The 22,241-nt window shown below is 49.6% G+C and carries 22 protein-coding genes; 10 read left to right on the top strand and 12 right to left on the bottom strand.

The features are described from left to right. Positions 1-308: 308 nt before the first annotated feature. Entirely contained in the window at positions 309-773 is a 465-nt protein-coding gene (locus ACYVSB_RS10660; protein WP_461219340.1) for a helix-turn-helix domain-containing protein, read from the bottom strand. 769 nt (positions 774-1,542) lie between these two features. Between ACYVSB_RS10660 and ACYVSB_RS10655 the strand changes: the two genes are divergently transcribed. After that, positions 1,543-2,313: a hypothetical protein gene (locus ACYVSB_RS10655; protein ID WP_461219339.1), complete on the top strand. Its 771-nt coding sequence runs from the start codon at positions 1,543-1,545 to the stop codon at positions 2,311-2,313. A gap of 279 nt (positions 2,314-2,592) precedes the next feature. Here the strand turns inward: ACYVSB_RS10655 and ACYVSB_RS10650 are convergent, their stop codons facing one another. Beyond that, positions 2,593-2,757, bottom strand: coding sequence for a hypothetical protein (locus ACYVSB_RS10650; protein WP_461219338.1), 165 nt, complete (start codon positions 2,755-2,757; stop codon positions 2,593-2,595). Between the two features lie 262 nt (positions 2,758-3,019). Between ACYVSB_RS10650 and ACYVSB_RS10645 the strand changes: the two genes are divergently transcribed. Beyond that, positions 3,020-3,355 carry a hypothetical protein gene (locus ACYVSB_RS10645; RefSeq protein WP_461219337.1) on the top strand — a complete coding sequence of 112 codons (336 nt, stop codon included), beginning with the start codon at positions 3,020-3,022 and terminating at the stop codon, positions 3,353-3,355. A 68-nt stretch (positions 3,356-3,423) separates the two neighbouring features. Further along, the gene (locus tag ACYVSB_RS10640; RefSeq protein ID WP_461219336.1) at positions 3,424-4,020 is read left to right on the top strand and encodes a TetR/AcrR family transcriptional regulator; all 597 of its coding nucleotides are present in this window, start codon (positions 3,424-3,426) and stop codon (positions 4,018-4,020) included. Between the two features lie 94 nt (positions 4,021-4,114). Here ACYVSB_RS10640 and ACYVSB_RS10635 read toward each other — a convergent pair whose 3' ends face one another. The 4 genes from ACYVSB_RS10635 to ACYVSB_RS10620 all read right to left on the bottom strand — a co-directional run bounded on the left by ACYVSB_RS10635 (position 4,115) and on the right by ACYVSB_RS10620 (position 8,065). After that, positions 4,115-4,882, bottom strand: a complete 768-nt coding sequence (locus ACYVSB_RS10635) for an ABC transporter permease (RefSeq protein ID WP_461219335.1) — start codon at positions 4,880-4,882, stop codon at positions 4,115-4,117. Further along, positions 4,879-5,517 (bottom strand): ABC transporter ATP-binding protein, encoded by a 639-nt coding sequence (locus ACYVSB_RS10630; RefSeq protein WP_461219334.1) that lies wholly within the window; start codon positions 5,515-5,517, stop codon positions 4,879-4,881. The genes ACYVSB_RS10635 and ACYVSB_RS10630 overlap by 4 nt, the downstream gene beginning before the upstream one ends. A 165-nt stretch (positions 5,518-5,682) precedes the next feature. Beyond that, complete coding sequence (locus ACYVSB_RS10625; RefSeq protein WP_461219333.1) at positions 5,683-7,479, bottom strand: glycerophosphoryl diester phosphodiesterase membrane domain-containing protein; 1,797 nt, start codon at positions 7,477-7,479, stop codon at positions 5,683-5,685. A 205-nt stretch (positions 7,480-7,684) separates the two neighbouring features. Beyond that, on the bottom strand, positions 7,685-8,065 hold the full coding sequence (locus tag ACYVSB_RS10620; RefSeq protein WP_125599000.1) for a hypothetical protein: 381 nt from the start codon (positions 8,063-8,065) through the stop codon (positions 7,685-7,687). A 342-nt stretch (positions 8,066-8,407) separates the two neighbouring features. Between ACYVSB_RS10620 and ACYVSB_RS10615 the strand changes: the two genes are divergently transcribed. Further along, positions 8,408-10,171, top strand: a complete 1,764-nt coding sequence (locus tag ACYVSB_RS10615; protein WP_461219332.1) for an ABC transporter ATP-binding protein — start codon at positions 8,408-8,410, stop codon at positions 10,169-10,171. Then, a complete protein-coding gene (locus ACYVSB_RS10610) occupies positions 10,158-11,888 on the top strand; it encodes an ABC transporter ATP-binding protein (protein WP_461219331.1) in 1,731 nt (576 codons plus the stop codon). Before ACYVSB_RS10615 ends, ACYVSB_RS10610 begins: the two co-directional genes overlap by 14 nt. A 66-nt stretch (positions 11,889-11,954) precedes the next feature. On the opposite strand, the gene ACYVSB_RS10605 is transcribed toward ACYVSB_RS10610, so the two are convergent. Further along, positions 11,955-12,560, bottom strand: a complete 606-nt coding sequence (locus ACYVSB_RS10605) for a sugar O-acetyltransferase (RefSeq protein WP_461219330.1) — start codon at positions 12,558-12,560, stop codon at positions 11,955-11,957. Between the two features lie 217 nt (positions 12,561-12,777). Here ACYVSB_RS10605 and ACYVSB_RS10600 point away from each other — a divergent pair, with 217 nt between their 5' ends. Further along, entirely contained in the window at positions 12,778-13,002 is a 225-nt protein-coding gene (locus ACYVSB_RS10600) for a DUF2187 domain-containing protein (RefSeq protein WP_125598992.1), read from the top strand. A gap of 143 nt (positions 13,003-13,145) precedes the next feature. Here the strand turns inward: ACYVSB_RS10600 and ACYVSB_RS10595 are convergent, their stop codons facing one another. The 4 genes from ACYVSB_RS10595 to ACYVSB_RS10580 form a co-directional block, all read right to left on the bottom strand. Then, positions 13,146-14,678, bottom strand: coding sequence for a multicopper oxidase family protein (locus ACYVSB_RS10595; protein WP_461219329.1), 1,533 nt, complete (start codon positions 14,676-14,678; stop codon positions 13,146-13,148). 50 nt (positions 14,679-14,728) lie between these two features. After that, positions 14,729-14,965 (bottom strand): hypothetical protein, encoded by a 237-nt coding sequence (locus ACYVSB_RS10590; RefSeq protein WP_461219328.1) that lies wholly within the window; start codon positions 14,963-14,965, stop codon positions 14,729-14,731. An 838-nt stretch (positions 14,966-15,803) separates the two neighbouring features. Beyond that, positions 15,804-17,540 carry a pyruvate oxidase gene (gene spxB / locus ACYVSB_RS10585; protein ID WP_461219327.1) on the bottom strand — a complete coding sequence of 579 codons (1,737 nt, stop codon included), beginning with the start codon at positions 17,538-17,540 and terminating at the stop codon, positions 15,804-15,806. Positions 17,541-18,026: 486 nt separating this feature from the next. Continuing rightward, positions 18,027-18,155 carry a hypothetical protein gene (locus ACYVSB_RS10580; protein WP_461219326.1) on the bottom strand — a complete coding sequence of 43 codons (129 nt, stop codon included), beginning with the start codon at positions 18,153-18,155 and terminating at the stop codon, positions 18,027-18,029. 231 nt (positions 18,156-18,386) lie between these two features. Between ACYVSB_RS10580 and ACYVSB_RS10575 the strand changes: the two genes are divergently transcribed. The 3 genes from ACYVSB_RS10575 to ACYVSB_RS10565 all read left to right on the top strand — a co-directional run bounded on the left by ACYVSB_RS10575 (position 18,387) and on the right by ACYVSB_RS10565 (position 21,341). Further along, positions 18,387-18,668, top strand: coding sequence for a hypothetical protein (locus ACYVSB_RS10575; RefSeq protein ID WP_461219325.1), 282 nt, complete (start codon positions 18,387-18,389; stop codon positions 18,666-18,668). 259 nt (positions 18,669-18,927) lie between these two features. After that, the gene (locus ACYVSB_RS10570; protein ID WP_461219324.1) at positions 18,928-20,631 is read left to right on the top strand and encodes a M3 family oligoendopeptidase; all 1,704 of its coding nucleotides are present in this window, start codon (positions 18,928-18,930) and stop codon (positions 20,629-20,631) included. A 32-nt stretch (positions 20,632-20,663) separates the two neighbouring features. Continuing rightward, positions 20,664-21,341 carry a 2,3-bisphosphoglycerate-dependent phosphoglycerate mutase gene (locus ACYVSB_RS10565; protein ID WP_461219323.1) on the top strand — a complete coding sequence of 226 codons (678 nt, stop codon included), beginning with the start codon at positions 20,664-20,666 and terminating at the stop codon, positions 21,339-21,341. Between the two features lie 137 nt (positions 21,342-21,478). Here the strand turns inward: ACYVSB_RS10565 and ACYVSB_RS10560 are convergent, their stop codons facing one another. Continuing rightward, positions 21,479-21,649 (bottom strand): hypothetical protein, encoded by a 171-nt coding sequence (locus ACYVSB_RS10560; RefSeq protein WP_461219322.1) that lies wholly within the window; start codon positions 21,647-21,649, stop codon positions 21,479-21,481. A gap of 158 nt (positions 21,650-21,807) precedes the next feature. On the opposite strand from ACYVSB_RS10560, the gene ACYVSB_RS10555 reads away from it, so the two are divergent. Beyond that, positions 21,808-22,230, top strand: a complete 423-nt coding sequence (locus tag ACYVSB_RS10555) for a hypothetical protein (RefSeq protein ID WP_461219321.1) — start codon at positions 21,808-21,810, stop codon at positions 22,228-22,230. Positions 22,231-22,241 lie beyond the last annotated feature (11 nt).

Raw genomic sequence — 22,241 nt, 5'->3', positions numbered from 1 at the left:
TTAGCCCTTAACTAAGAATCACAGTCCGTCTGGCAACCTGCGGACTCTAAAGGCTTTGGTAATTAGCACGTAAGACCTGCTTGCAGGCGATGGCTGTATCTAAGCAAATTGTGGTCGTGTCGCCGTTAGGCGATGCTCTCACAAGCCTGTGACTTTAGTCACGGGTGGTTGACGACTCACTCCTCAGTCAAAATCATAGCGATAATTCGTCGATTTTAGTAGCAAATTTATTTGACAATTACGAAATTTCATAGAAAAATCACGGTATGTCGTAAGCTCGGGTTCGGTCTTTACGGGCGCTGCAACTGTCAGTCGTTGGAATCCCGTTTTTTCAGATGCCGAGTTAGAAAACGGCGGATTGCCTGGTGGAAACGTAGCGCTAGCAAAATCAGAGCGGCAAGGATCAGCACACTCACAGTGACAACGAGGCTGACAGAACTAAGTGTGTAACGGTCACCTGCCGTCAACATAACGACGGGAATCAGAATGGCAATCAGGAAAAAGCCCGGCACGCCAATTAGAAAAAGTTTGAGTAAGAAACGCGTGGAACGTGAAGTTTCGGCGTGCGGATCATCGATCCCAGCTCGCCGATCCTGGTTTAGGGAGAGTGCCAATAATTGCTCCAGTGCTTGGCGTTGGGCGGCAGTGGGCACTTGCTGGCCACCTTCCCAGGCCTGGACTAAGCTGCTTGTCACACCAATCTTGTGAGCAAGTTCGGCTTGACTCCAGCATTTTGCTTGACGCGCGTTCGCGATCTGGGTCCCGATTGTCATGAATATTCCTCCTTTTGTCTGCCAAGCATAGCATAAGCAGACGAATCATTAAAGAGTTTGCTGTCGGAAATCGACGTTATATAACGGCGTTTTGCTAAAAGGACGAACGGCCGATTCAAGAAATTAGCACAAGGAGCGGATGCAACTTGTTGTGTGGTCAGTGGTCGTGGCCCGATATATTGCAGCAACTAGTAGGCCACTACGATTGTGCCATCGTTGGCGCTGCGGTGAAGGTGTAACGCCGCTATAACGCTCGGAGGGGCGCGGCAGATTCACCCTTTCTTGTGGCTAAGCGTAGGAACCGTGGCCGACGGGCTCATTTGGAATCGGCCGATTGCCTCTGCCGGTCAAAAGTTAAGCAATAATAGCAGGACTCCCGGCTCAAGCGAAAGCATTTGGTTCTTATCAACCCGCGTTATATCGACGTTACGCGGTCGTGTAACGTCGCGAAAAGCTCGATTTCGTGGTAATTTGCGTACTACCTAATCCCAAGAAGCGGTTTCGCCGTAGCGATTTTCGCATGGCTGGCTGACGCCGATCTGTTAACGATTAATTTTTACCTCTGGTTTATTAGCGTATCTTTTCGGAGTGTTCAAGCGATCACTGCGGATGGGCGCACGCCATGACAGGTCGCCAAACCCGGTTGTTTAGCGCAGGGCATACTTTATGAGAAAAAACGCTTGCATTTCTAAATTCGGTAGGGCACAATCTAAGTAACTGATTGATGAGTCAAATGAGAAATAGGCAAAAAGAGGATGGAGTGGTTTGATTGAAAGTTGAACTTTCTGGTGTGTTAACTGAGACAAACTTAGCTTTAACGCTGAGCGGTGATCAAGGCCAAGTTATTTTCCAAACAACTGGCACAATACCAAATGCTGGTGTCGTCTTACTTTATGATCAAGGTCAATTGCAGGCGGTCATGCCGGAATCAGCTCCGTTGGCGCCTAATCAAGTCTGTGTCCAGCTACTAGCAGGTGGTGCGATCGAAGTGGCGGCGGTTCAGGCATATTGGCAATGGCAGCTGACCGGTCTCGGAGATGAGCGGCCTTTGTCAGCAACCTTGTTGGCATATCTGGAAACGATCCGAACTTTGCTGCAACAGCTAGGCTTGCGCGCCGATCTGAGAATTGTTGCCTCGGAACAACCCCTCGTTGGCAAGCCGACAGGCGCTAAAGGTGGTAAAGCGCGGCATCGCTGGAGTAAAGACGTGGCCGCGTTGACCTTTAAGGTGGATCATGATGGCGCCAAGGCCACCGTGATTTGGCGGAAACGTGACGAGATGGTCATTGTTAAGGGCGCCGTCATGAAAGCTGAAGCGCCGTTGAATCGCAATGGTGATCTCGGCTTCTCCGCGCGCTTTGCCCAGCAACTCCGCCAAGAACATCAAGACCAATTTCAAGACTTTGTGACCACCAGTGACATCGTCTTGAAAAGCGTCAATGAAGTCGGCCTCTTTCTCTACTTCGCAGGCACCAATAGCTGGCTCGTCTTGAAGGACGCCGATGGGAAAACAATCCATGATTGGACCGTGGTTCAGTAAGTTTCTGCAGGCACTAAATGCCTACCATTAAGCGAGTAGCCAATCAAAAACAGGTGATAACTGTGAAATTCAGTTGTCACCTATTTTTTACGTTGATTCCTATTGTCGAATCGTTGCCTGATTGCAGGGTTAGGCGGGTGTTGCCCGTGAGCGCAACCGGGTCGGGCCATTTGTGCGGCTGGAAACGTGTTCCGCGCAACTGACTTCTGTGCTTAGCTACGCAATTGTTCCGGAAGCAAAGTGCGGCTTCCAAAACAATTGCTAGGCTAATGCTCGAAGTCAACCCGTTGCGCTGCACACTCTGGTTGGAACGTGGTGGGCATCGTTTGAAGCCAATCCGCAAGCCCGGCGGCTTGTCTTCAAATCGAGCCTTGTCCTAAGCGGCCAAGCCGCCAAGGACAATTTCACCACTGAGCCGCGCAGTCCCAGCCGGTTGCTAAACAAAATCGAGCCTATCTGCAATCAAAGATGGGTATCTGACGAAGTGCTTTTGCAAGTAAGAGGTAAAAACAATCGCCCCTTTTTTGGTGGTACGGCAATATCAACTGATGCGGATTATAGCTGGTTGGTACAGCTTGCGTAGGCTAGAAACCTTTACCAGTTCCGTCAACAATCCTTGCTAGGATACCGACCGAATTAGCCGATTCATCCAGAACTTGCCTCAGTTCATCAAGCTGACTGCGCTGGTGTCACCAATTTAAAGCTTGTGACCACTAACCACGGTCGTCAATGGCGTGGCTCCCCATCAATTGGCGATAGCTTGCAAAATGGCGTGAGTGCTCAAACGGCTGTTAAAACGTTGAGCGGCTGGAGCGGAGAAATTCGGGGTGAGATCGCCGTGAAATTGACCTTAGCGGTTTACCGCTTAGGTCAAGGCCTGATTTTGAGACAAGCCGCGCACTTTGCGGATTGGCTCAAAACAGCGCCCACAGCGAGCTCACCCCGAATTTCGCAGCGCAAGCTGCGGCTAACCTACTTTTGCCCATTTAGTGCACCACCATATCTGCAAACCGACAGCGCAAGCCGCTGCCGCGAAGCGTGACAAACATTACCTAGATTGGTATAATCAATTTTAGAGTAACAATTTGTCACCCTCAAGGAGGTCATATTTTGCCGAAAGAAACGTTTTTGAATTTACCCCCGACCCGGCAGAAAGAGATTGAACAGCTTTTGTTGGAAATCTTCTACAATCGGCCTGTTAGCCAAGTCAAGGTCACAGAGATCGTTGAACGGATGGAAATGTCACGAGGCGCTTTCTATAAGTATTTCGAGGATTTAAACGACGCTTATCATTATACCTTGGCCCAAAACGCAAAAATCATTCGTCATGATATTTTGCGTTGCATTGATGACAATCAGGAGGATTTCTTCGTGGGCATCGAGCATTATTTAGCCAAGTGTGGTCAGTTAAAGCCGAACACTCGTTATTGGCGACGAATCAATTTATTGACTCGTTCCAATGCTGAATTGGCGGTCCGTGAGATCAGTCCGGGCAAGACTACGGCATTTGTGGATCGAGTTATTGCCGTGATCCGTAAAAACCAGTTCAATATTCGCGATGATAACGAGATGATCAGCTTTCTTTACTTCATTTTGGAAATTATTATTGACTCTTTAACCGCGATGGTTGTTAATCATTGGAACAGTGACCAATTGTTGACTGATTTTCGCTACAAGCGGAAATGGTTAGTTGGCAACTTGGGTTAGAATCGGATCGCGTCGCCGTGACGAGATTTACAGTCGCTGAAAAGAGAAAACGTGTTACACCAGTTTGCTTTGGTGTGACACGTTTTTTGATGGGCTATTCTTGTGTGAGCAGTTGTTGGCGCTTGTTGAAATAACGTCGGTAAGCCAAGTAGCCGGCGATGATCGCGCCCAAGCTGGTGGTTGACAGCAACATGAAGGTGACGAGAATTTGGTAACGGATCGCGCTGACTGGGTCAACACCGGCGAAAATCAGACCGGACATCATCCCAGGTAGGCTAACCAGGCCCATGGTTTTAGCCGAGTCGATGGTCGGCTGCATCGCAGTTTTGATACTTTCTCGTAAAATTGTGATTGCGGCCAGCTTGATTGGGGCGCCCAGGGCTAGTTTTTCTAAGATTTGTTGACGCTGGTCGCGAAATTGACTTTGGAGATTGCGATAACAAAGACCAACGGCCACCATGGAATTGCTGGCGATCATCCCGGTGATCGGAATCACTTGTGAAGGAATAAATTTCAGCGAGCCGGTCAACATGATGATCCCCAGTGTCACCGTGGTGCTAATAAACAGGGCCGCGAAGGTCTCCCAGTAGTTCCGGTTCTTGTTCGGATTGCGTTTGTAGGCATTCCAGGCCGCGTTGAAAATAATGAAAAGACACATCAAGATCGTTAAGAAAACATTGTTGATCTTAAAAATATATTTGAGCACGTACCCAATCAGGGTCAATTGAATAATGGCGCGGAGAATACTGATTAGAATATCCTTATTAAGCCCCAGCTTTTCCCGATAGCTGATCAGCATGGCGACCAGCACCAGCGCAAAAGCGAACACTAAGGTGACGTTGTTGACTAATAATTGATTCATTTCAGTAATGCCCCCTGACGCATTTCGATTAAGTGAGTCGCCGCCGCGATTTCGGTTTCATCATGAGTGACTTGAATCACGGTGGTGGTTTGTTCTTGAACATTCTTGATCAGCGCTTGGACGATGGTTTTGCTGCGGGTATCCAAGCCGACAGTAACCTCATCGAGCAGCAGCACTTGCGGCGGAAAAACCAGATTACGAATCAAGGCGATCCGTTGTTTCTCACCGCCGGATAAATCGATGACCTTCTTATCGAGGAATGTTAAGGGCAGGTCCACTAATTCCAGCAAGGCGCTGATTCTGGCTTCGTCAAAAGGAACCGACCTAATTTGGAAAGGCAACTTGAGATTGTCCCGCACACTGTTGTCAAATAGGGTTGGCTGCTGGAAGCAGTAGGAGACTTGCTGGCGATAAGTGGGATAGTCATACGTCGTTTGATTTTTGCCATTAAAGCTGATCGTCCCGCTGGTTGGCGAGATCAAGGAAGCTATTAATTTCAATAAAGTGCTTTTACCACAGCCTGAAGGTCCGCTGATCGTCAAAGAATCGCCGGCGCTCACGCTGAGATCAACGTGGTGGATGATTGTTTGGTCACCATCCGCGTAACTAACATTCTGTAATTCGATGATACTCATTATGCTTACCTCTTCTGTTCAAGATACTCCTACTATAGCACAAGCCAGATTATAATGACTATAATCTGGCTTGCGTGCGTTCACGCTGTTAAGTTATTGTGATTGCCCCCGGCACGGTCTAATTGGTTGGGGCAGATGGCGAGCGGCCTGGTTAGTACGAGGTTACTAGTCATTCCACAGCAGGTTGGCAATATCGCGGTAATTACTCATTAATGAAGCATATTGAGGTTGTTGTTGGTTATCGTGGAGGTGCTGGCGCATGTCTGACAATCGATCAGTGATGACCCCATCCACGTTGAAATACATCATCCGATTCAAGGTGCTGATGTCATTCACATCCCAACTATAAACCAGTTGTTTACGCGCGTGGGCTTGGTCAACGAACGTGCTGTTCAAGGTTGTCACTTCCATTGCATAAGCGTTCATGTCGGTGTTAGGAAAAGCAAAATTATAAGGCATGATGTAGGCGGTGAAAGTGGCCGCCGATTCGGCTTTGACGGTGGCGACCGCCTGATAATCCAGTGATTGGACTTGACCCTGATTTTCTTTGATGCGATTGCGATAACGGTTGATGAAATTTTTGACGGCGTTGGGGCTGTCCTTAGGGGAGACCTTGTACTCGATCAATAACTTCTGATCCAGTCGTGTCGCTTGAGCCAGGTAATCATCGAAACTAGGGATTTTAGCGCTATGACCGTTTTCTTTCACGGTGATCCGTTGTAATTGCGCCAAAGTAAGGTCCTGGGGGCGCTCCCGCCGGCCCGCTAAAACCCGCAAAGTTGGATCGTGAAAGCAGATGTACTGGCCATCTTTAGTTTCCTGAACATCCATCTCGATAAAATCAGGTTTCTGTTGGGCAGTTTTGACCAATGCGGGAATTGTGTTCTGGACGCCATTGCCACCATCAACGCCGCGGTGTGAGATCACCAATGGCTGGGTACTGGTCAGATCTTTCAGGTAGCCATAATTGAAAAGTCCCAAGGTCAACAGGTAGGCACCACACACCGTGGCCGTCAAGTAACGCCAAAAGTGGGGATGGTGCGGTTGTTCAGTTGGTGGCAGTGGTCGCGGTAGCGCTGGCTGCATCAACAATAACAGGATCATCGTGGTGTAGCTCCCAAATAGCAAAGTCACTAGCGCGGTCAACAACATGGTCAAATTGGCGCCCACGAAAGCGAAATCGGTCAGGTCGAACGCCGATTGAAGCCAAAATAAGAGGCTGTTGAGCAGGCCAAACAAGGCGCTGGCAAAAAGCAAACTGACCGCGCCTTTGCGGAAGTTGCGCCAATTATTTTTTCGGGTCAGGTCCCAGCTATGTTTACGCGCCTGGGTGATCGGCTCATCGTATAGCACCATTAGGGGCAAGACGTACAGATAGCGTAATCCTAAATAAAGACTGACCAAGTAGAGCGCGGCGATGATCCAGGGATACCACAGATGCACATCGATGAAGGCCATAATGAAATCAGGAATCACGACTTTACCCAGCAAAGGCGTCGAGAAGAAACTGCTCAGCACTGGCAACATTAAGATGAAGAACAAGGTTAGAAAGAGAAATGTTTTAAAATTCAACAATTTGAATTTGTGGCCAGCGCGGCGGAGTAGTCGGCGAAAATGCGGGCGTTGGTCTTGGCTCAGGTCGTTGACGAAAAGAATGAAAATCGTGAATTGCCAATAAACTAGCGCCAGGATCACCACCAAGAGTAGCAACAGAGTCACCAGCAACCAGGGATGTTGAAACGCGACGCTAACAAGATTCGTGTATGATAAATAAGCCACGTTAAATTTGATCAAGAGCCAGCCGGTCAGCTGGCGCATTGACATGACCAATAGGCTGACGAAAAAGTTAAGTAAAACGGAGAAAATCAGAATTTGCGGCCAATAACGCCAAAACAAATGATTACTGGCTGACCAAAAGCGAATACTAGGAAATAAGCGCCTGTGTTTCTTTGTCTTGCTCATCTACCGGGACCCCCAAATAAACTTTGCTTGCGAGAAGCTAATCCTTATTTTAGCACGATTAGTCTTGAAGTGCGCGGTGACCTGCTAAGCCGGCTGACCCTGCGCTTGGAGGCCATGAGGTCAGTGTCATCAATAGCAGGAAAAGACCGGCAAACAATTGTTTGCCGGCAAAGGTGTGACGTTATGGAAGCGAGAAAAGTCAGACTTATTTATTTAATTCGAAACTTGCCTGTTGATGAAGGCCAACCAGACTTGTCGCGGTAGTGATCAGACCGATCGAAGCACTAACGATCAGGCTTAACGTCCGGCGCTGATCGGTTTGCAGTAACGCGCCGATAATGGTGGCGATGAACAACACCATCAAACTAATCAAAGCAATTTTCCCAACGATTTGCGGCAGGCGCCACCAGGCATAGCCGATGATCAACGAGAGGATGACCAAGAGAATTAAAAGGAAGACCAACCAGAAACGAGGAATTCGTTTAACTAGGGTGATCAAGCCAATATTTTCATTCGTACTTAACAACACGCCGATACTGGTTAGCGAGAGTATCGAGATGCCAATTGGTAGCTGTCGCTTGAACATGGTGGGCTCCTTTTTTTGAAACGTGTTCGCCACCCCAGCTTCTTGCGCTTAACTACGCCAGGCTTCTGGCGGCCGAGCCCAGCCGCCAAAATCCTGGCTAGGTTAATGCTCGGAAGCTACCCGGGGTGGCTCACACTCTTGATTTCTTATTACTATTTTAATTATCGTTGAATTCGCGGTCACTGTCGTCCGCCAAAAGTCGCAGTTGCCTCACTTCTTTAGCCGGAGTGTGGACTTGGTTTTAGGGGAATAACGGTGTGGTTATGGGGCGAAGTCTTTTTTTTTACTGGTGGGCGCGGTAAGATGAGTATACGAGTTAGCTGCTATTAGGGAGGAATCTTTGTGTGGAAATTGCGCGGGTATCTGGGACCTTATCGTCGCCAAGCGATCCTGGGTGCTTGTTTTAAGTTCATTGAAGTGATTTGTGAGCTGATGTTGCCAAGCTTGATGGCGATCATTGTTGATCAAGGGGTCAAACAGCGGGATTCGCGGTTTGTTTGGCATTATGGGCTGCTGATGATGGCGATCGCTGTTTTGGGCTTTGGCTCAGCGTCGGTTTGTCAGTATTTCGCTGCCCGGTCCGCCCAAGGATTTGGGACGGATCTGCGTCGTGATCTTTTTAAGAAAATCAGTGGGCTATCCTATCAACAACAAGATCAATTTGGGACGGCCACGTTGACGACGCGGCTGACCAATGATGTCAATCAGTTGCAAGTTTGGACGGCGATGATGATCCGACAAGTTTCGCGGGCGCCGTTTATGATCTTAGGGTCATTGTTGATGGCCTTTATTTTGGATTGGCGCTTGGCCCTGGTATTACTGGTGGCGACGCCTGTATTAGGCGGGGTCGTCTACTGGCTGACTACTCGGATGTCACCGTTATATCGCCGTTATCAACATCAATTGGATCAGCTCTCAGCCGTGGTCAAGGAGAATCTAAGCGGCGTGCGCGTGATTCGGGCCTTTACCAAAATGAAAATGGAAGCTCATAAATTTCATCAGGCCAATGATGATATCACCGCCACGGGCTTGCGCATTGGGCGCTTGTCTGCCTTGTATAATCCTTTGACCGGGTTGGTGGTTAATTTGATGATCGTGGTCATTTTGTGGTTCAGTGGCCCGCGGGTCAATTCCGGGAGCCTAGCGCAAGGGACTGTGCTGGCCTTGATCAACTATGTCAATATGATTTTGGCGGCGATTCTGATGCTATCAAATTTGGTGATTCTGATGACCAAGGCGATGGCGTCCGGTGAGCGGGTCAACGAAATCTTGGAAATGGCCGTCAGTGAAGACGCCACCACCACTGACAAAATTAACCTGGACACCTCCACCGCGAGCACGATTGCTTTGGATCAGGTTCAATTCTACTTTCCTGATAGCCATGGCCAACGGGGCGCGGCAATCTTGCAAACACTGAGTTTCGCGCTGAACCAAGGGGAGACCATTGGCATTATTGGTGGGACTGGAGCAGGCAAATCCACACTACTGAATTTGTTGCCTCGTTTTTACCGGCCAACCAGTGGGAAAATCAGCCTGTTCGGACAGGACGCCCAGACAATTCCACTGGGTCAGTTACGGGGGCTGTTTGCGCTGGTGCCCCAAGAGACGATGCTCTTTACCGGAACGATTCGCAGTAACTTGCAGTGGGGCGCGCCGCAAGCGACTGAAAAGCAATTGTGGCAAGCGTTGACCACGGCGCAAGCAGCCGAATTCGTCCAGGCGCTGCCGGCCGGCTTAGACGCGCCGGTAGAGCGGGGTGGTCGCAATTTCTCTGGTGGACAAAAGCAACGGTTGACGATCGCCCGGGCTTTGGTCAAACAAGCCCCGTTCTTGTTATTAGACGATGCTACCAGCGCGCTGGATTATTTGACCGAGGCCAACTTCTTACGTGATCTGCGCCAGCAGAATTGGCAAAAGAACACCCTGTTGGTGACTCAGCGAATCGGCACCGTCGCCCATTGCGATCGTGTGCTGGTCCTGCGCAATGGCCGGCTTGTCGGTTTTGATACCCATGAGGCATTATTGGCGACTAATCAGTTTTATCAAGAATTAGTGGCCAGTCAATTAGATCAAGATAAGGTAGGTGACCCACATGCCGATCTTTAAGCGTTTATTAGGTTACTTCGATCAGAAAAGATATTTGTTCAGCGCCGCGGCTGTCCTAACGATTGGCGCGGTTATCGGCACTTTGATTGCGCCAGTCCTGGTGGGGCAAACCATTGACCAGTTGCTAGGTCGCGGGCAGGTTGATTTCGCCCGGCTTGATCAAGACCTGTTGCTATTATTAGGCTTGTATTTGGCCAGTAACCTGTTTCTGTGGTTGGCGACTTGGTTCTCAAATACGGTGGCTTACGCTGGGGTCAATCAAATTCGGCGGCAACTTTTTGCCAAAATCAGTTCCTTGCCATTGCGTTTCTTTGATACCAATCCCCATGGAGATGTGACCAGTCGCTTCGTAAACGATGTGGAAGTGATTTCGGATGGGGTGTTACAAGGTCTGTTGACGACCTTGCAGGCGATTTTTACAATTATTGGCGCCGTGATTATTATGGTGCGTCTGGATTGGGTGATGGCGCTAATGGTGTTGATCACCGCGCCCTTGTCATTCATTACCACGAGAGTGATCACCACTCGCTCGCAAGGCTATTTCAAAGAACAAGCGGATGATTTAGGCACGCTGAATGGTTACGCCGAAGAAACAATCTCCGGTTTGAAAATCGCCCAGGCGTTCCAGCAAGAAGTACCTAGTCGCGCTCATTTCGAGGAGCTGAACCAGCAGTTGTATCGCACGGGCTTCAAATCTCAGTTCATTTCCTCCTTTGCTAATCCGTCAGCGCGGGCCATCAACAATATCATGTACGCCATCATTGGCATGGTCGGTGGCTTACGGGTGATCAGCGGCCAGATCAGTGTGGGTGAGATCTCTAGCTTCCTGATTTTCGCGACGATTTTCGGTAAGCCGTTTAGTGATTTTACCAGTTTGACCAGCCAATTTCAGTCCGCCTATGCTTCGGCGAAACGGATCTTCAAGATTATTGATTTAACCGAGGAAATCCCGGACCCAACTCCGGCCAAAAAGATCGAACATGTGCAAGGAGCGGTGGCTTTCAATCACGTGGCCTTTAGTTATGAGCCCACCCAACGTTTGATCACGGACCTGAGCTTGCAGGTGCGTCCAGGTCAGCAAGTGGCGATCGTCGGTCAAACCGGCGCCGGGAAAACCACGCTAGTCAACTTATTGATGCGTTTCTATGATGTGACAGCGGGCCAGATCACGTTAGATGGCGTTGATATTCGCCAGTTGACGCGGCAAAATCTGCGGCAACAATTTGGACTCGTTCTTCAGGATACCTGGCTGTTTGCCGGGACGATCCGCGAGAACATTGCCTTCGGTAAACCGGAGGCCAGTTTGGCGGAAATCAAACGAGTCGCGACTGAAAGTGGGGTCGCCGAATTCATTGACCAGTTGCCTCAAGGTTACGAAACGCCGTTGCAAGCGGCGACGGATAGCTTATCGGTAGGGCAGCGCCAATTGTTGACGATCGCGCGGGTGATGTTGGCTAATCCGCCAATGTTGATTTTGGATGAGGCCACCAGCAATATTGACACCTATACCGAGGCCAAGATCCAACAAGCTTTTAACAAGTTGACTGCCGGCCGCACGAGTTTCGTGATCGCCCACCGGCTTTCAACGATTCGCCAAGCCGATTTGATTTTGGTGATGGATCATGGGCAAGTGATTGAGCAGGGGACGCACCAAGAATTGTTGGCGGCCCAAGGTTATTACGCGCAACTGTACCAAAGTCAATTCGCTCCCGCCTGATTTGCGGGGATTCAACAACAAAACAGCACCCTGATAATTTGTCAGGGTGCTGTTTGATGCAGTGGGTTAATCAATTTCGGGATCGTAGCCGCTGCGATCAGCCGCGGTAATCGCGCGTAAAACACGGGCGGGATTACCCACCGCGATCACATTAGCCGGCAGATCTTTGGTTACGACACTGCCAGAACCGACGATGGTGTTGGCGCCAATGGTCACTCCGGGATTAACGGTCACCCCGCCACCGAGCCAGACGTGATCACCAATCGTGATTGGTTTGGCGTAGCAAGCGCCAGCAACGCGTTCCTGAGCGTTGCTAGCGTGGTTAGAGGTGTAGAGGCTGACCCGGGGTCCGAACAGAACATGATCGCCAATCGTGATTGCGGCGCCATCCAACATAATGCAATCGAAATTCGCGTAGAAGTTCGCTCCCACGCGGATATTATCGCCAAATTCGCAGCGGAAGTTAGGCTCAAAGAAGGCGTCAGGTCCCACCTGCTTCAAGAGCTGCTTCAAGAGCGCCTGCCGCGTCGCCGCCGGTTGACCAATGCTTTGATTATAGGCGTTGGTTTTCAGCACGGCGTCCGCCCGCGCCTGAACCAATTCAGGACGTAAATCGTTGTACATGGCGCCGCCGCGCATTTGCGCACGTTGGATCGCTAAATCTTTCTCCATTTGTTTGACCTACCTTTGTTCAATTTAGTGTTGCGCAATCAACAAATGCTTCCCGCAGAGCTAGACCGCATCAACCAGCTGCCGCGTTGGCCACGCCCAAATGTTAAGTTGAAAGCGGAATAATGACAATTTCTGCGCAGAACCATTGTGTTTATCTATGAAACATGATATAACATTAAACGATTTATTGTAATGGTAAAAGGAAGTTGGTGTTGACGTGGTAACAGGTTCAGAATTAGCAATCGGCGAGAAGATCAGCGTACGCAAGAGTCAAGACGTCCCCCTGAGCTTTAAAGGAACGATTACAAAGGTTTACGAAAATTCGGCCTTAGTTTCGATCGATAGCTTCGATGATCAGTACAAAGAAGTTGTAGCTGATCTCCAAAATAAAACGGTTGTTGGCTTTAAGCACATCCGTTTGGTAAATAAAACAGAGAAGTAAGCAAAAAATAAAACCTGGACTGCGATGTTGACCGCAACTCCAGGTTTTTATTTGTTTGGGCACAGCCTCGCGCGTCAACCAGGCAAGGGTGAGCCTTGATTCAAGGAAGCGTGGGTTTCCTCAGGCCGAATGATTGCGAGAAATTACATGTGCATCTTCATTTGCTCGTAGGAACCCATGCCACCGAGCCACAGATCCTTCATTTCAACACCACGTTCGTCTGCGAAAGCCTGCATCATCTTGTGATGGTCCATTAGATCGTATTGAACTGCTGGCTTTTCTGGATCGAAGACCTCCAGTTGCGCCATCATGCCACCATCTTCATGTTCCAAGATATGGCAGTGATACATAAAGACGCCAGTTACATTGAACCAAACCTTGATTTGCACGTGTTCCCCCGGATTCAAGCTGACCACATCTTTGAGCCCAGTTTCGTTAGGATAGGGGGCGTGACCATTGCGGGAGATCACCTTGAAGCCCGTGCCGTGCATATGGAAGGGATGGATCATGCCGCCCATTTCATCATTGGTATTCTCAATATCCCAAATCTGACACTTATGCCAAGGCATGCGATAGTCGATCCGATCCATCACAAATTTCGTCCCATCGATCATCACCGCTTCATCCATGCCAGACAAAACAACTTTTTTGATCGGCATTTCTGGATCAGCCTCTGGGACGGCTAGATCAAGCAAATGTTCCGGCAATGGCCGTGAGTCGGGCTGAAAGTTTTGGATCCGGAAAGTCAGCAAGGGGGTTTCGTCAGAGTAAAGCGTCACCTCATCACCTGGTTGATATTGACCGAAATCAACGACGAATTCCTGCCGTTCCGCGCAAGTGATCATCACATGAGTCAGCGCGACCGGTTCCGGTAACAGACTCGCGTCACCAGCAATTTGGACCAGTGGCAGGTCATCACTCAAATGGAGCCGCCACTCCCGCCGATTGGCACCATCGAGAATCCGCAGCCGCACCTTTTGTGTCGTAACATTGAAATAGGGGTTGACTGTCCCGTTGACCAGCGCAGTTGGCCCTTGGACCCCATCCGGATCGTAATCCGCCCGATAATCCCACTGATTATCTTCATGGAAACGCCGATCCTGCAAAATAACGGGAATATCGTCCACACCATAATCACGAGGAAGCGGCAAACTGGCCTCGTGGGCGTCTTGAACGATCGCCATTGCTGCTAACCCATGATAAACTTGCGCCGCCGTTTCCGGGCAAGGATGGGCATGTAACCAATTCGTTGACGCCATCTGTTGAACCTTAAAGGCCACATCCCGACTACCATCAGGATAAACGGGCGCGTGACAACCGCCGTCCTCGATTGGGCCAGGAATATCAAGCCCGTGCCAGTGAAATGTGGTCAATTCCGGCAAATGATTGACCAGGTGTAAATGAATCGTTTGGCCATTTTGGAAAACAGCCGTTTGTCCTAAGAAAGGGGCATTGAAACCCCAAGTTTTAGTCGGTTCGCCTGGCAGCATCTGGACCGAACCAGTTTGCGCCGTGATCGTGTAATAAACATCGTTTCCTTCAACACGATCAGGTTGCAACAGTTCCGGGATCCGCAACGGCTGCGGCGCCGTCTTCGAAGTTTCTAATGGGACATAACCCCCGTCATGGGTGTTGAATGCAGGTTCATCGAAAAAATAATCAGTATATGTTTTCATCAAAATACCCCTTTCAACGATCATTCAATTCTAATGTCATGGTACCGCAATCATCTGATAAATGAAAGCCGAACCAATTTCGGGGCATCGTTTGGAAACTGTCCGGCTCCTATTCTTAAACCTGCGCTTGATTGCAGGTATGGTGGGTTTGGATGGGGACGCAACCGGGTCGGGCCATTTGTGCGTCTGGAACGCAGTGGGCGTCGTTTTGAGCCAATCCGAAAACCGCGGCTTGTCTCAAAATCGAGCCTTATTCTAAGCGGCCAAGCCGCAAAGAATAATTTCACTGCTGAGCCGCATGGCCCGACCCGGTTGCTAGGCGGAATCGAGCTTATCTGTAATCGAAGCTGGATATCTGACGAAGCGCTTTTGCAAACTAGAGGTCAAAACAACTCCTTTTTTTGGTGTGGTACGGAATGACTACTGATTTGGATTATGAGGTCGGGGCATTTGAACATCTCTACTTGTTTCCATAACAATTCATAGGTAAAGCTGACCGATTCAGTTGATTCGCTGAGAACCAGGTCTGTTCATCAGATGGGCTGCTCTGGTGTTGCCAAGTTAAAGCTTGTGACCACTAACCATGGTCGTCAATGACGTGGATCCTTATAAGCTTGCCACAGCTTACTAATTGGCGTGAGTGCTCAAACGGTTGTTAAAACGTTGAGCGGCTGGAGCGGAGCGTGGCGTTGAAACGTGCTCCACACAACTGACTTCTGCGCTTAACTACGCCAGGCTTCCGGAAGCGAAAACCGCTTCCAAAATCCTGGCTAGGTTAATGCTCAAAGTCAACCCGTTGTGTTCCGCACTCTGGCGTTGGTGGGCTGTTTGTTCGTCTGGCGGAAGGTCGGGCTGGGGGTGAGTCAGCCGCGATATTATTCTTGGCGGCTTTGCCGCCTAGAATAAGGCCGAGTTTTGAGATTTTCGGTGGGTTTCCGAAAAGCTCAAAATCGTGCCCGCCGCGTTCCACCACCCCCAACCCGACCTGGAGCACTACCACACTTGCCCACCACCAACACCACGCGCAGCGCAAGCCGCGGGCATCATGCTTTAGAAGTAAGCCAGACAATCCACCAACAAAAAAACGCCCTGATCAGTGATCAGAGCGCATGCAAGTCGAAAAAACTATTTTTCGTAGTCCTGGAGGAACTTGCTAAATGGAATCAAAGCTTGTGATTGGTAAGTGTCGTTGAATTTGTCGATCGCCGCCTGATCAAACTTCTCCGGATCCAGTTGCAATTGTTCTACCGGCAACGGCCGTTCATCGGCGATTTTCACATCGATCACCACTGGTTCGGTGGCATCTTTGGCGAAATTGAAGGCATTCAACAGCTCTTGATGATTATGGACGGTGAACCCTTTGACGCCATAACCCTCGGCGACTTTACCAAAATCAACGTCATCGATGTCCACGCCATAATGACTTTGCTTGGTATCATCTTGTTCAGCCTTGATGAAGCCAAAAGCGTGGTTACTGAGAACCACATTGATGATCGGCAAATGGTATTTCGCTTGGGTGACCAGATCCTGGGCGACCATGGCGAAGCCGCCGTCACCACTGATCGAGAAGACTTGCCGATCAGGATAGCTCAGTTGCGCGGCGATACTTGCGGGTAGACCATAGCCCATGGTCGCGAACCAGCCGGAAGTGGTGAACTTTTGCTTCGGGTTCATTTTCAGAAAACGTAAGCTGTCAATGGTCACGTTACCCACGTCGATGTTGAAAATCGCGTCTTTCTTCGCGATTCGATTGATTTGGGCGAAGACGGGTTCTGGCCGTAATGGCGCTTTGGTTTCTTGCTCCATGGACGCGACCCAGTCATGCCAATTCTCGTTGTTGGCGATGTTTGCCCGATACCAGCCGGTTTCAGGTTGTTCAGTACCTGCGGCAACTAAAGCGCGCAGGGTAGCTTTGGCGTCGGCCAAAATCGGCAGATCAGTCCGGTGACGTTTGCTGAATTTCGTGCTGTCGATGTCGACTTGAATAAAAGTCGCCTTGGGATCAAAGAAGAACTTGGCGAAAGGATAGTCGCTCCCGACAAACAAAATCAAATCGGCATTTTGTAACGCTTCAACAGATGGCTTGGTTGCTACTCGTCCAGCGGAAGCTAAGTAGGCCGGATTTTTGTCAGGGACGATGCCCTTAGCCAAGGCAGAGGAAGCAATTGGTAGTTTGTACATTTTCGCGAAAGATTCGATTTCTTCGGTGGCGCCTTTTGTGCCTAAGCCAACGTAGAGAATGGGGTGTTTCGCGGTGGTGATCAGCCGCAAAGTCTCCGCGATATCTTTGGCCTCTGGTTGCGGGTAATTGACCCGATAACTTGCGGCGGTGGATTCGAAGGTATCGGGAATGTCTTCCCAACCGAGGCTGACCGGGATAGTGACCACCGCAACCCCTTGTTCTTTGTAGGCGTGCTTGATCGCCTGATCGACCACGTGGGGGAGTTGAGCCGCCGTCATCACGGTGCGGTTGTAGACTGCCACATCACTGAACATCGGATTTTCATTCATCTCTTGAAAATAGTCGGTGTTCATGATATCGGCGCCGACTTGGCCAACCAAGGCTAAAACAGGGACGTGATCCATTTTGGCATCATAGAGACCGTTGAACAAATGGGTGGCGCCAGGACCGGCTGAACCAAAGGCAACCCCGATTTTGCCTGTGATCTTGGCGTCGGCCGCCGCGGCGATCGCGCCGACTTCTTCATGCCGAACCTGGATATACTTGATTTTGTCCCGTTCACTGAATAACGCGTCCATCGTTGAGTTGAAAGAACCGCCGGGAATACCGTAAATATGATCGACACCCCAGTCTTCCAGAACTTTGACCATGGCGATACCTGATTTAATTGTTGCTGTCATGATACAAGACCTCCCAAATAACTTATTTAAAGTTAGTATAATCCTTTTGCGGCGAAAAGGGGGTGATTTTGTCTCCCTAATGCAATCGCTTACTGAAAGGGTATCACACTTTCTTAATAATGGCCGAAAAAAACCACCGCCCAAATCAAAACAGTGCGAACCGACCTAGCCGGTTGCTGGACAGAATTGAGTTTATCTGCAATCGGAGCGAAATATCGAACGAAGTGGTTATGCGAGTTAGCGGTCAAAACGATGGGCAACTTTTTTGGCTGGTACGGCAATGTCAATTGATTCTAGAAACTGAGATACCGTTCTTGATCTTTCGCTTAATTGCGAGTGTGGGTGGGTTTAGTGGGGACGCAACCGCCTCAGGACGTTTGTCGTGGCTGGAAACGTGCTCCGCGCAACTGACTTCTGTGCTTAGCTACGTAATGGCTTCGGAAGTGAAGCCCGCTTCCAAAGTCATCACTAGGCTAATGCTCGAAGTCAGCCCGTTGCGCTGCACACTCTGGTTCGAACGCAGTGGACGCTGTTTTGAGCCAATCCGCAAAGTGCGCGGCTTGTCTCAAAATCAGGTCTTTGTCTAAGTGGCAAAGCCACTAAGACAAATTTCATTGTTGAGCCACATGTCCTGATGCGGTTGCTAGGCAGGATTGAGCCTAGCTGCAATCAAAGCTAAGGATCTGACGAAGTGCTTTTGCAAGCTAGAGGTCAAAACAATCGTCCATTTTTTAGGTGGTACGGTAATGCCAATGGGTTCGGATTAGTTGGTTGGGACATTTGTGTAGGCTGAACATCTTTACTAGTTTCCGTAACAATCCATAGCTGAAAAGCCGACCGATTCAGGTGATTCATCAAGAAACTGCCTCGGTTCATCAGGCAGACTGTCCCAGTGTCGCCAATTTAAAGCTGGTGACCACTAACCATGGCCGTCATTTGCGTGGTTCTCCATCAATTGACGATAGCTTGCCCAATGGCGTGAGTGCTCAAACGACTGTTAAAACGTTGAGCGGCTGGAGCGGAGAAATTCGGGGTGAGATCGCCGTGAAATTGGTCTTAGTGGCTCTGCCACTTAGACCAAGGCTCAGCTTTGAGATTTTCGGCGCCCTTCCGAAAAGCTCAAAGTGACGCCCACAGCGAGCTCACCCCAAATTTCGCAGCGCAAGCCGCGGCCAGGCTACCAAGACCAATTTCACCACTGAAACGTATGCGCCGACCCAGCCGGTTGCGTCAACACCCACCACGCCTGCGATACTTTTCAAATCAGAACATGGGTTTGCAGGAGCGCATCAGAGGTGGCCAAACGCGAATTCTCGGTTGATCCGCCTCTTGTTCCCCTTTCCCCAGTCGTTTATAATTAAGAAAGAATACGAGGAGGTTAATGCTTATGACAGATTTTGCTAAATTGCCATACGCTCGTCCCGACTACGAGCAAGTGGCCCAACAGTATCAAACCCTGATCGCCGCGCTGAAGAACGCCGACGATCCTTTGACCGCCGTTAAGGCCGCCTTGGCGATCAGCCAATTGAACAGTGATGTGGTTTCGCAGCAGATGTTGGCTTACATTCGCTTTAGTGTGAATACGCTGGATAAATTCTACGAAGCGGAAAATGATTATTGGAACGAATTTGGTCCCAAATATGACGAATTCACCACTGCCTATTATCAGGCGTTGGTTGACTCGCCTTATCGTCAGGCCCTGCGTCAAGAGTTGCCGGAAACCTTATTTGAAATGGCCGAGAATCAAATCAAAACTTTTTCTGCCGCAGTGATTCCGTTATTGCAAGAGAATAATAAAATCAGCAATCAATATTCAACCTTAATCGCGGCGGCGCAGATTGAATTTGATGGTCAGACTTACAATATTAGTCAATTAGGTAAATTGCGCAATGATCCTAACCGCGATATTCGGCGGCGGGCAACGGCGGCGACCACCCAATGGTTTGTTGACCATGAAACAGAATTTGATACGATTTATGACCAGTTGGTGCAGATCCGGACAAAAATCGCCCATCAATTAGGTTATCGTGATTATGCGGCGATGAGTTTTGATTTCATGAATCGTTTCGATTATGACGAAGCCGATGTCGCCAACTACCGCGAGACGATTCGCAAGAAGGTCGTTCCGATCGTCAACAAGTTGATGGCGCGGCAACAAACACGCTTGGGCTTGGATAACTTGGCCTTTTACGATGAAGGGTACAATTTCCCTAGTGGCAACGCGCTGCCTCAAGGGACACCTGATGAACTAGTGGCTAAAGCTAACGAAATGTACCACGAGATGTCACCAGAGACAGGCCAGTTCTTCCAAATGATGGTCGATGATCATAACTTGGATCTGCTGAGTCATCATGGCAAGCAGGGCGGCGGTTATTGCGAATTCTTGCCGAAATTCAAGACGCCGTTTATTTTCGCTAACTTTAATGGCACTTCCGGCGATGTAGACGTGTTGACCCATGAGGCTGGTCATGCTTTCCAAACCTTTATGGCTCAAGATATCAAGGCGTGGGAATGTATTTTCCCAACCAATGAAGCGGCGGAGATCTTCTCGATGAGTATGGAGTTCATTGCTTATCCGTGGATGCCGAAATTCTTCGGCGAGCAGACGACCAAGTATAAATTTGAACACTTATCCAGCGCCTTGATCTTCTTGCCATATGGTGTGCTGGTCGATCATTTCCAAACCGAAGTTTATCAACATCCTGACTGGACACCAGCTGAACGGAAAGCCACTTGGCGTCGACTGGAGAAAATGTATTTGCCTAGTCGTGATTATTCTGATGAACCCGACTTGGATCGAGGGATCTACTGGTACCGCCAAGGTCATATTTTCGAATCGCCTTTCTACTATATTGACTACACCTTGGCGCAAGTCGTGGCCTTCCAATTCTGGAAACGATTTGAAGTCGATCACGATCCGCAAGCTTGGTCAGATTACCTGGCGATGGCCAAGGCCGGTGGCAGTTTGAGCTTCAATCAATTGGTGGCGTTGGGCCACTTGCAGAGTCCTTTCAAAGATGGCGCGTTGGACGACGTTTTAGCAGCCATCGATCAAAATCTAACGGCCGTTCCTGAATCGGCGTTACAATAGACTCAGTTTAAGGCAAAAGAGGTTTTGGAATCTTGGTAAAACTAGTCCTGATCCGACATGGTGAGAGTACGGCTAATGCGGATGACACTTATACTGGCTGGTCCGATGTTCAGCTGACCGATCGCGGCATCGCTCAGGCCCACGCCACCGCTGACTTACTGGCCGACCTGACCTTCGCGCCGACGACCGTCCACACGTCTGTTTTAGTGCGGGCGATCAAAACGGCGCTGATCATTTGCGCGGATCGTGATTGGCTAGCTTTGCCATTGTTGAAAAGTTGGCGGTTGAACGAGCGTCATTATGGCGCGCTACGAGGGCATAACAAACAACAGACTCGTTTAGAATTCGGCGCCCATCAAGTTGCGCTGTGGCGCCGGGATTTCTGGACGGTTCCGCCATTGTTGACCGCACCTGATCACGATCGCCGCTATGCCGACCTTGATCCGCGCTGTTTACCCTTGGGTGAAAGTTTGGCGATGGCCAGCGCACGGGTGCTCCCTTATTATCAAGACGTTGTCGCCCCCGAATTATTGCAGGGTCACGATCAGTTGATCGTGGCCCATGGCAGCACTTTGCGGGTCTTGCTGAAGTATATTGAGCAGTTGTCGCCCCATCAACTTGATGGGGTCGAGGTGGCCAATGGCGAGCCGATCGTTTATGAGTTTGACGCGCACTTGCAGGTCATTGAGAAAATCGTGCTTGGTGAGTAGTGACCGCTTAATTGCGGGTGTGGTAGGGTGTTGCGTGTGAGCGCAACCGGCTGGGACTGCTGTTGCGGCCTAGAACGTGATGGGCGTCGTTTGAAATTGATTTAGGCGTTTGGTGCTTAATCTGAACCTGCACTTAATTACAGAGGTGCTGGGTTTGGATGTGGACGCAACCGCCTCAGGACGTTTGTCGTGGCTGGAACGCGGTGGGCATCGTTTTGAGCCAATCCGCAAGACCCGCGGCTTGTCTCAAAATCGAGCCTTATTCTAAGCGATAAATCGCTAAGAATAATCTCACCGCTGAGCCACACGTCCTGAGGCGGTTGCTAGGCAGAATTGAGCCTATCTGCAATCGAAGTGAAGGATTTGACGAAGAGGTTTTGCAAGCGAGAGATCAAACAGTTGCCCTTTTTGTGGTGGTACAGCAATACCAATGAATTTGAATTAGTAGGTTGGTACATTTCAGATAGTGCCGACAACTCTATCTCACTTACCTAAGCGGGTTGGGGTTGGCAACGGACCGATTCAGCTGATTCATCAAGAACTTGTTTTAGGTCATCAAGCAGACTACACTGGTGTCACCAATTTAAAACTGGTAACCACTAACTACGGTCGTCAATTGCGTGGATCCCCATCAATTAGCCATAGCTTGCCAAATGGCGTGAGTGCTCAAACGGCTGTTATAACGTTGAGCGGCTGGAGCGGAGAAATTCGGGGTGAGATCGCCGTGTCGTTATTCTTAGCGGCTTTGCCGCTTAGAATAAGGCTCAGCTTTGAGATTCGCGGGTTTTGCGAAGCTCAAAGTGACGCCCACAGCGAGCTCACCCCGAATTTCGCAGCGCAAGCTGCGGCCAATCTAGCAAAGCACCCGACTAAACCAAGCAAATACTAGCAAATTTTGCG

It is taken from the genome of Lapidilactobacillus salsurivasis (assembly GCF_054785215.1).
Note: the sequence above shows the minus strand (reverse complement) of the source record. Positions and strands in the feature narration are given on the sequence as shown.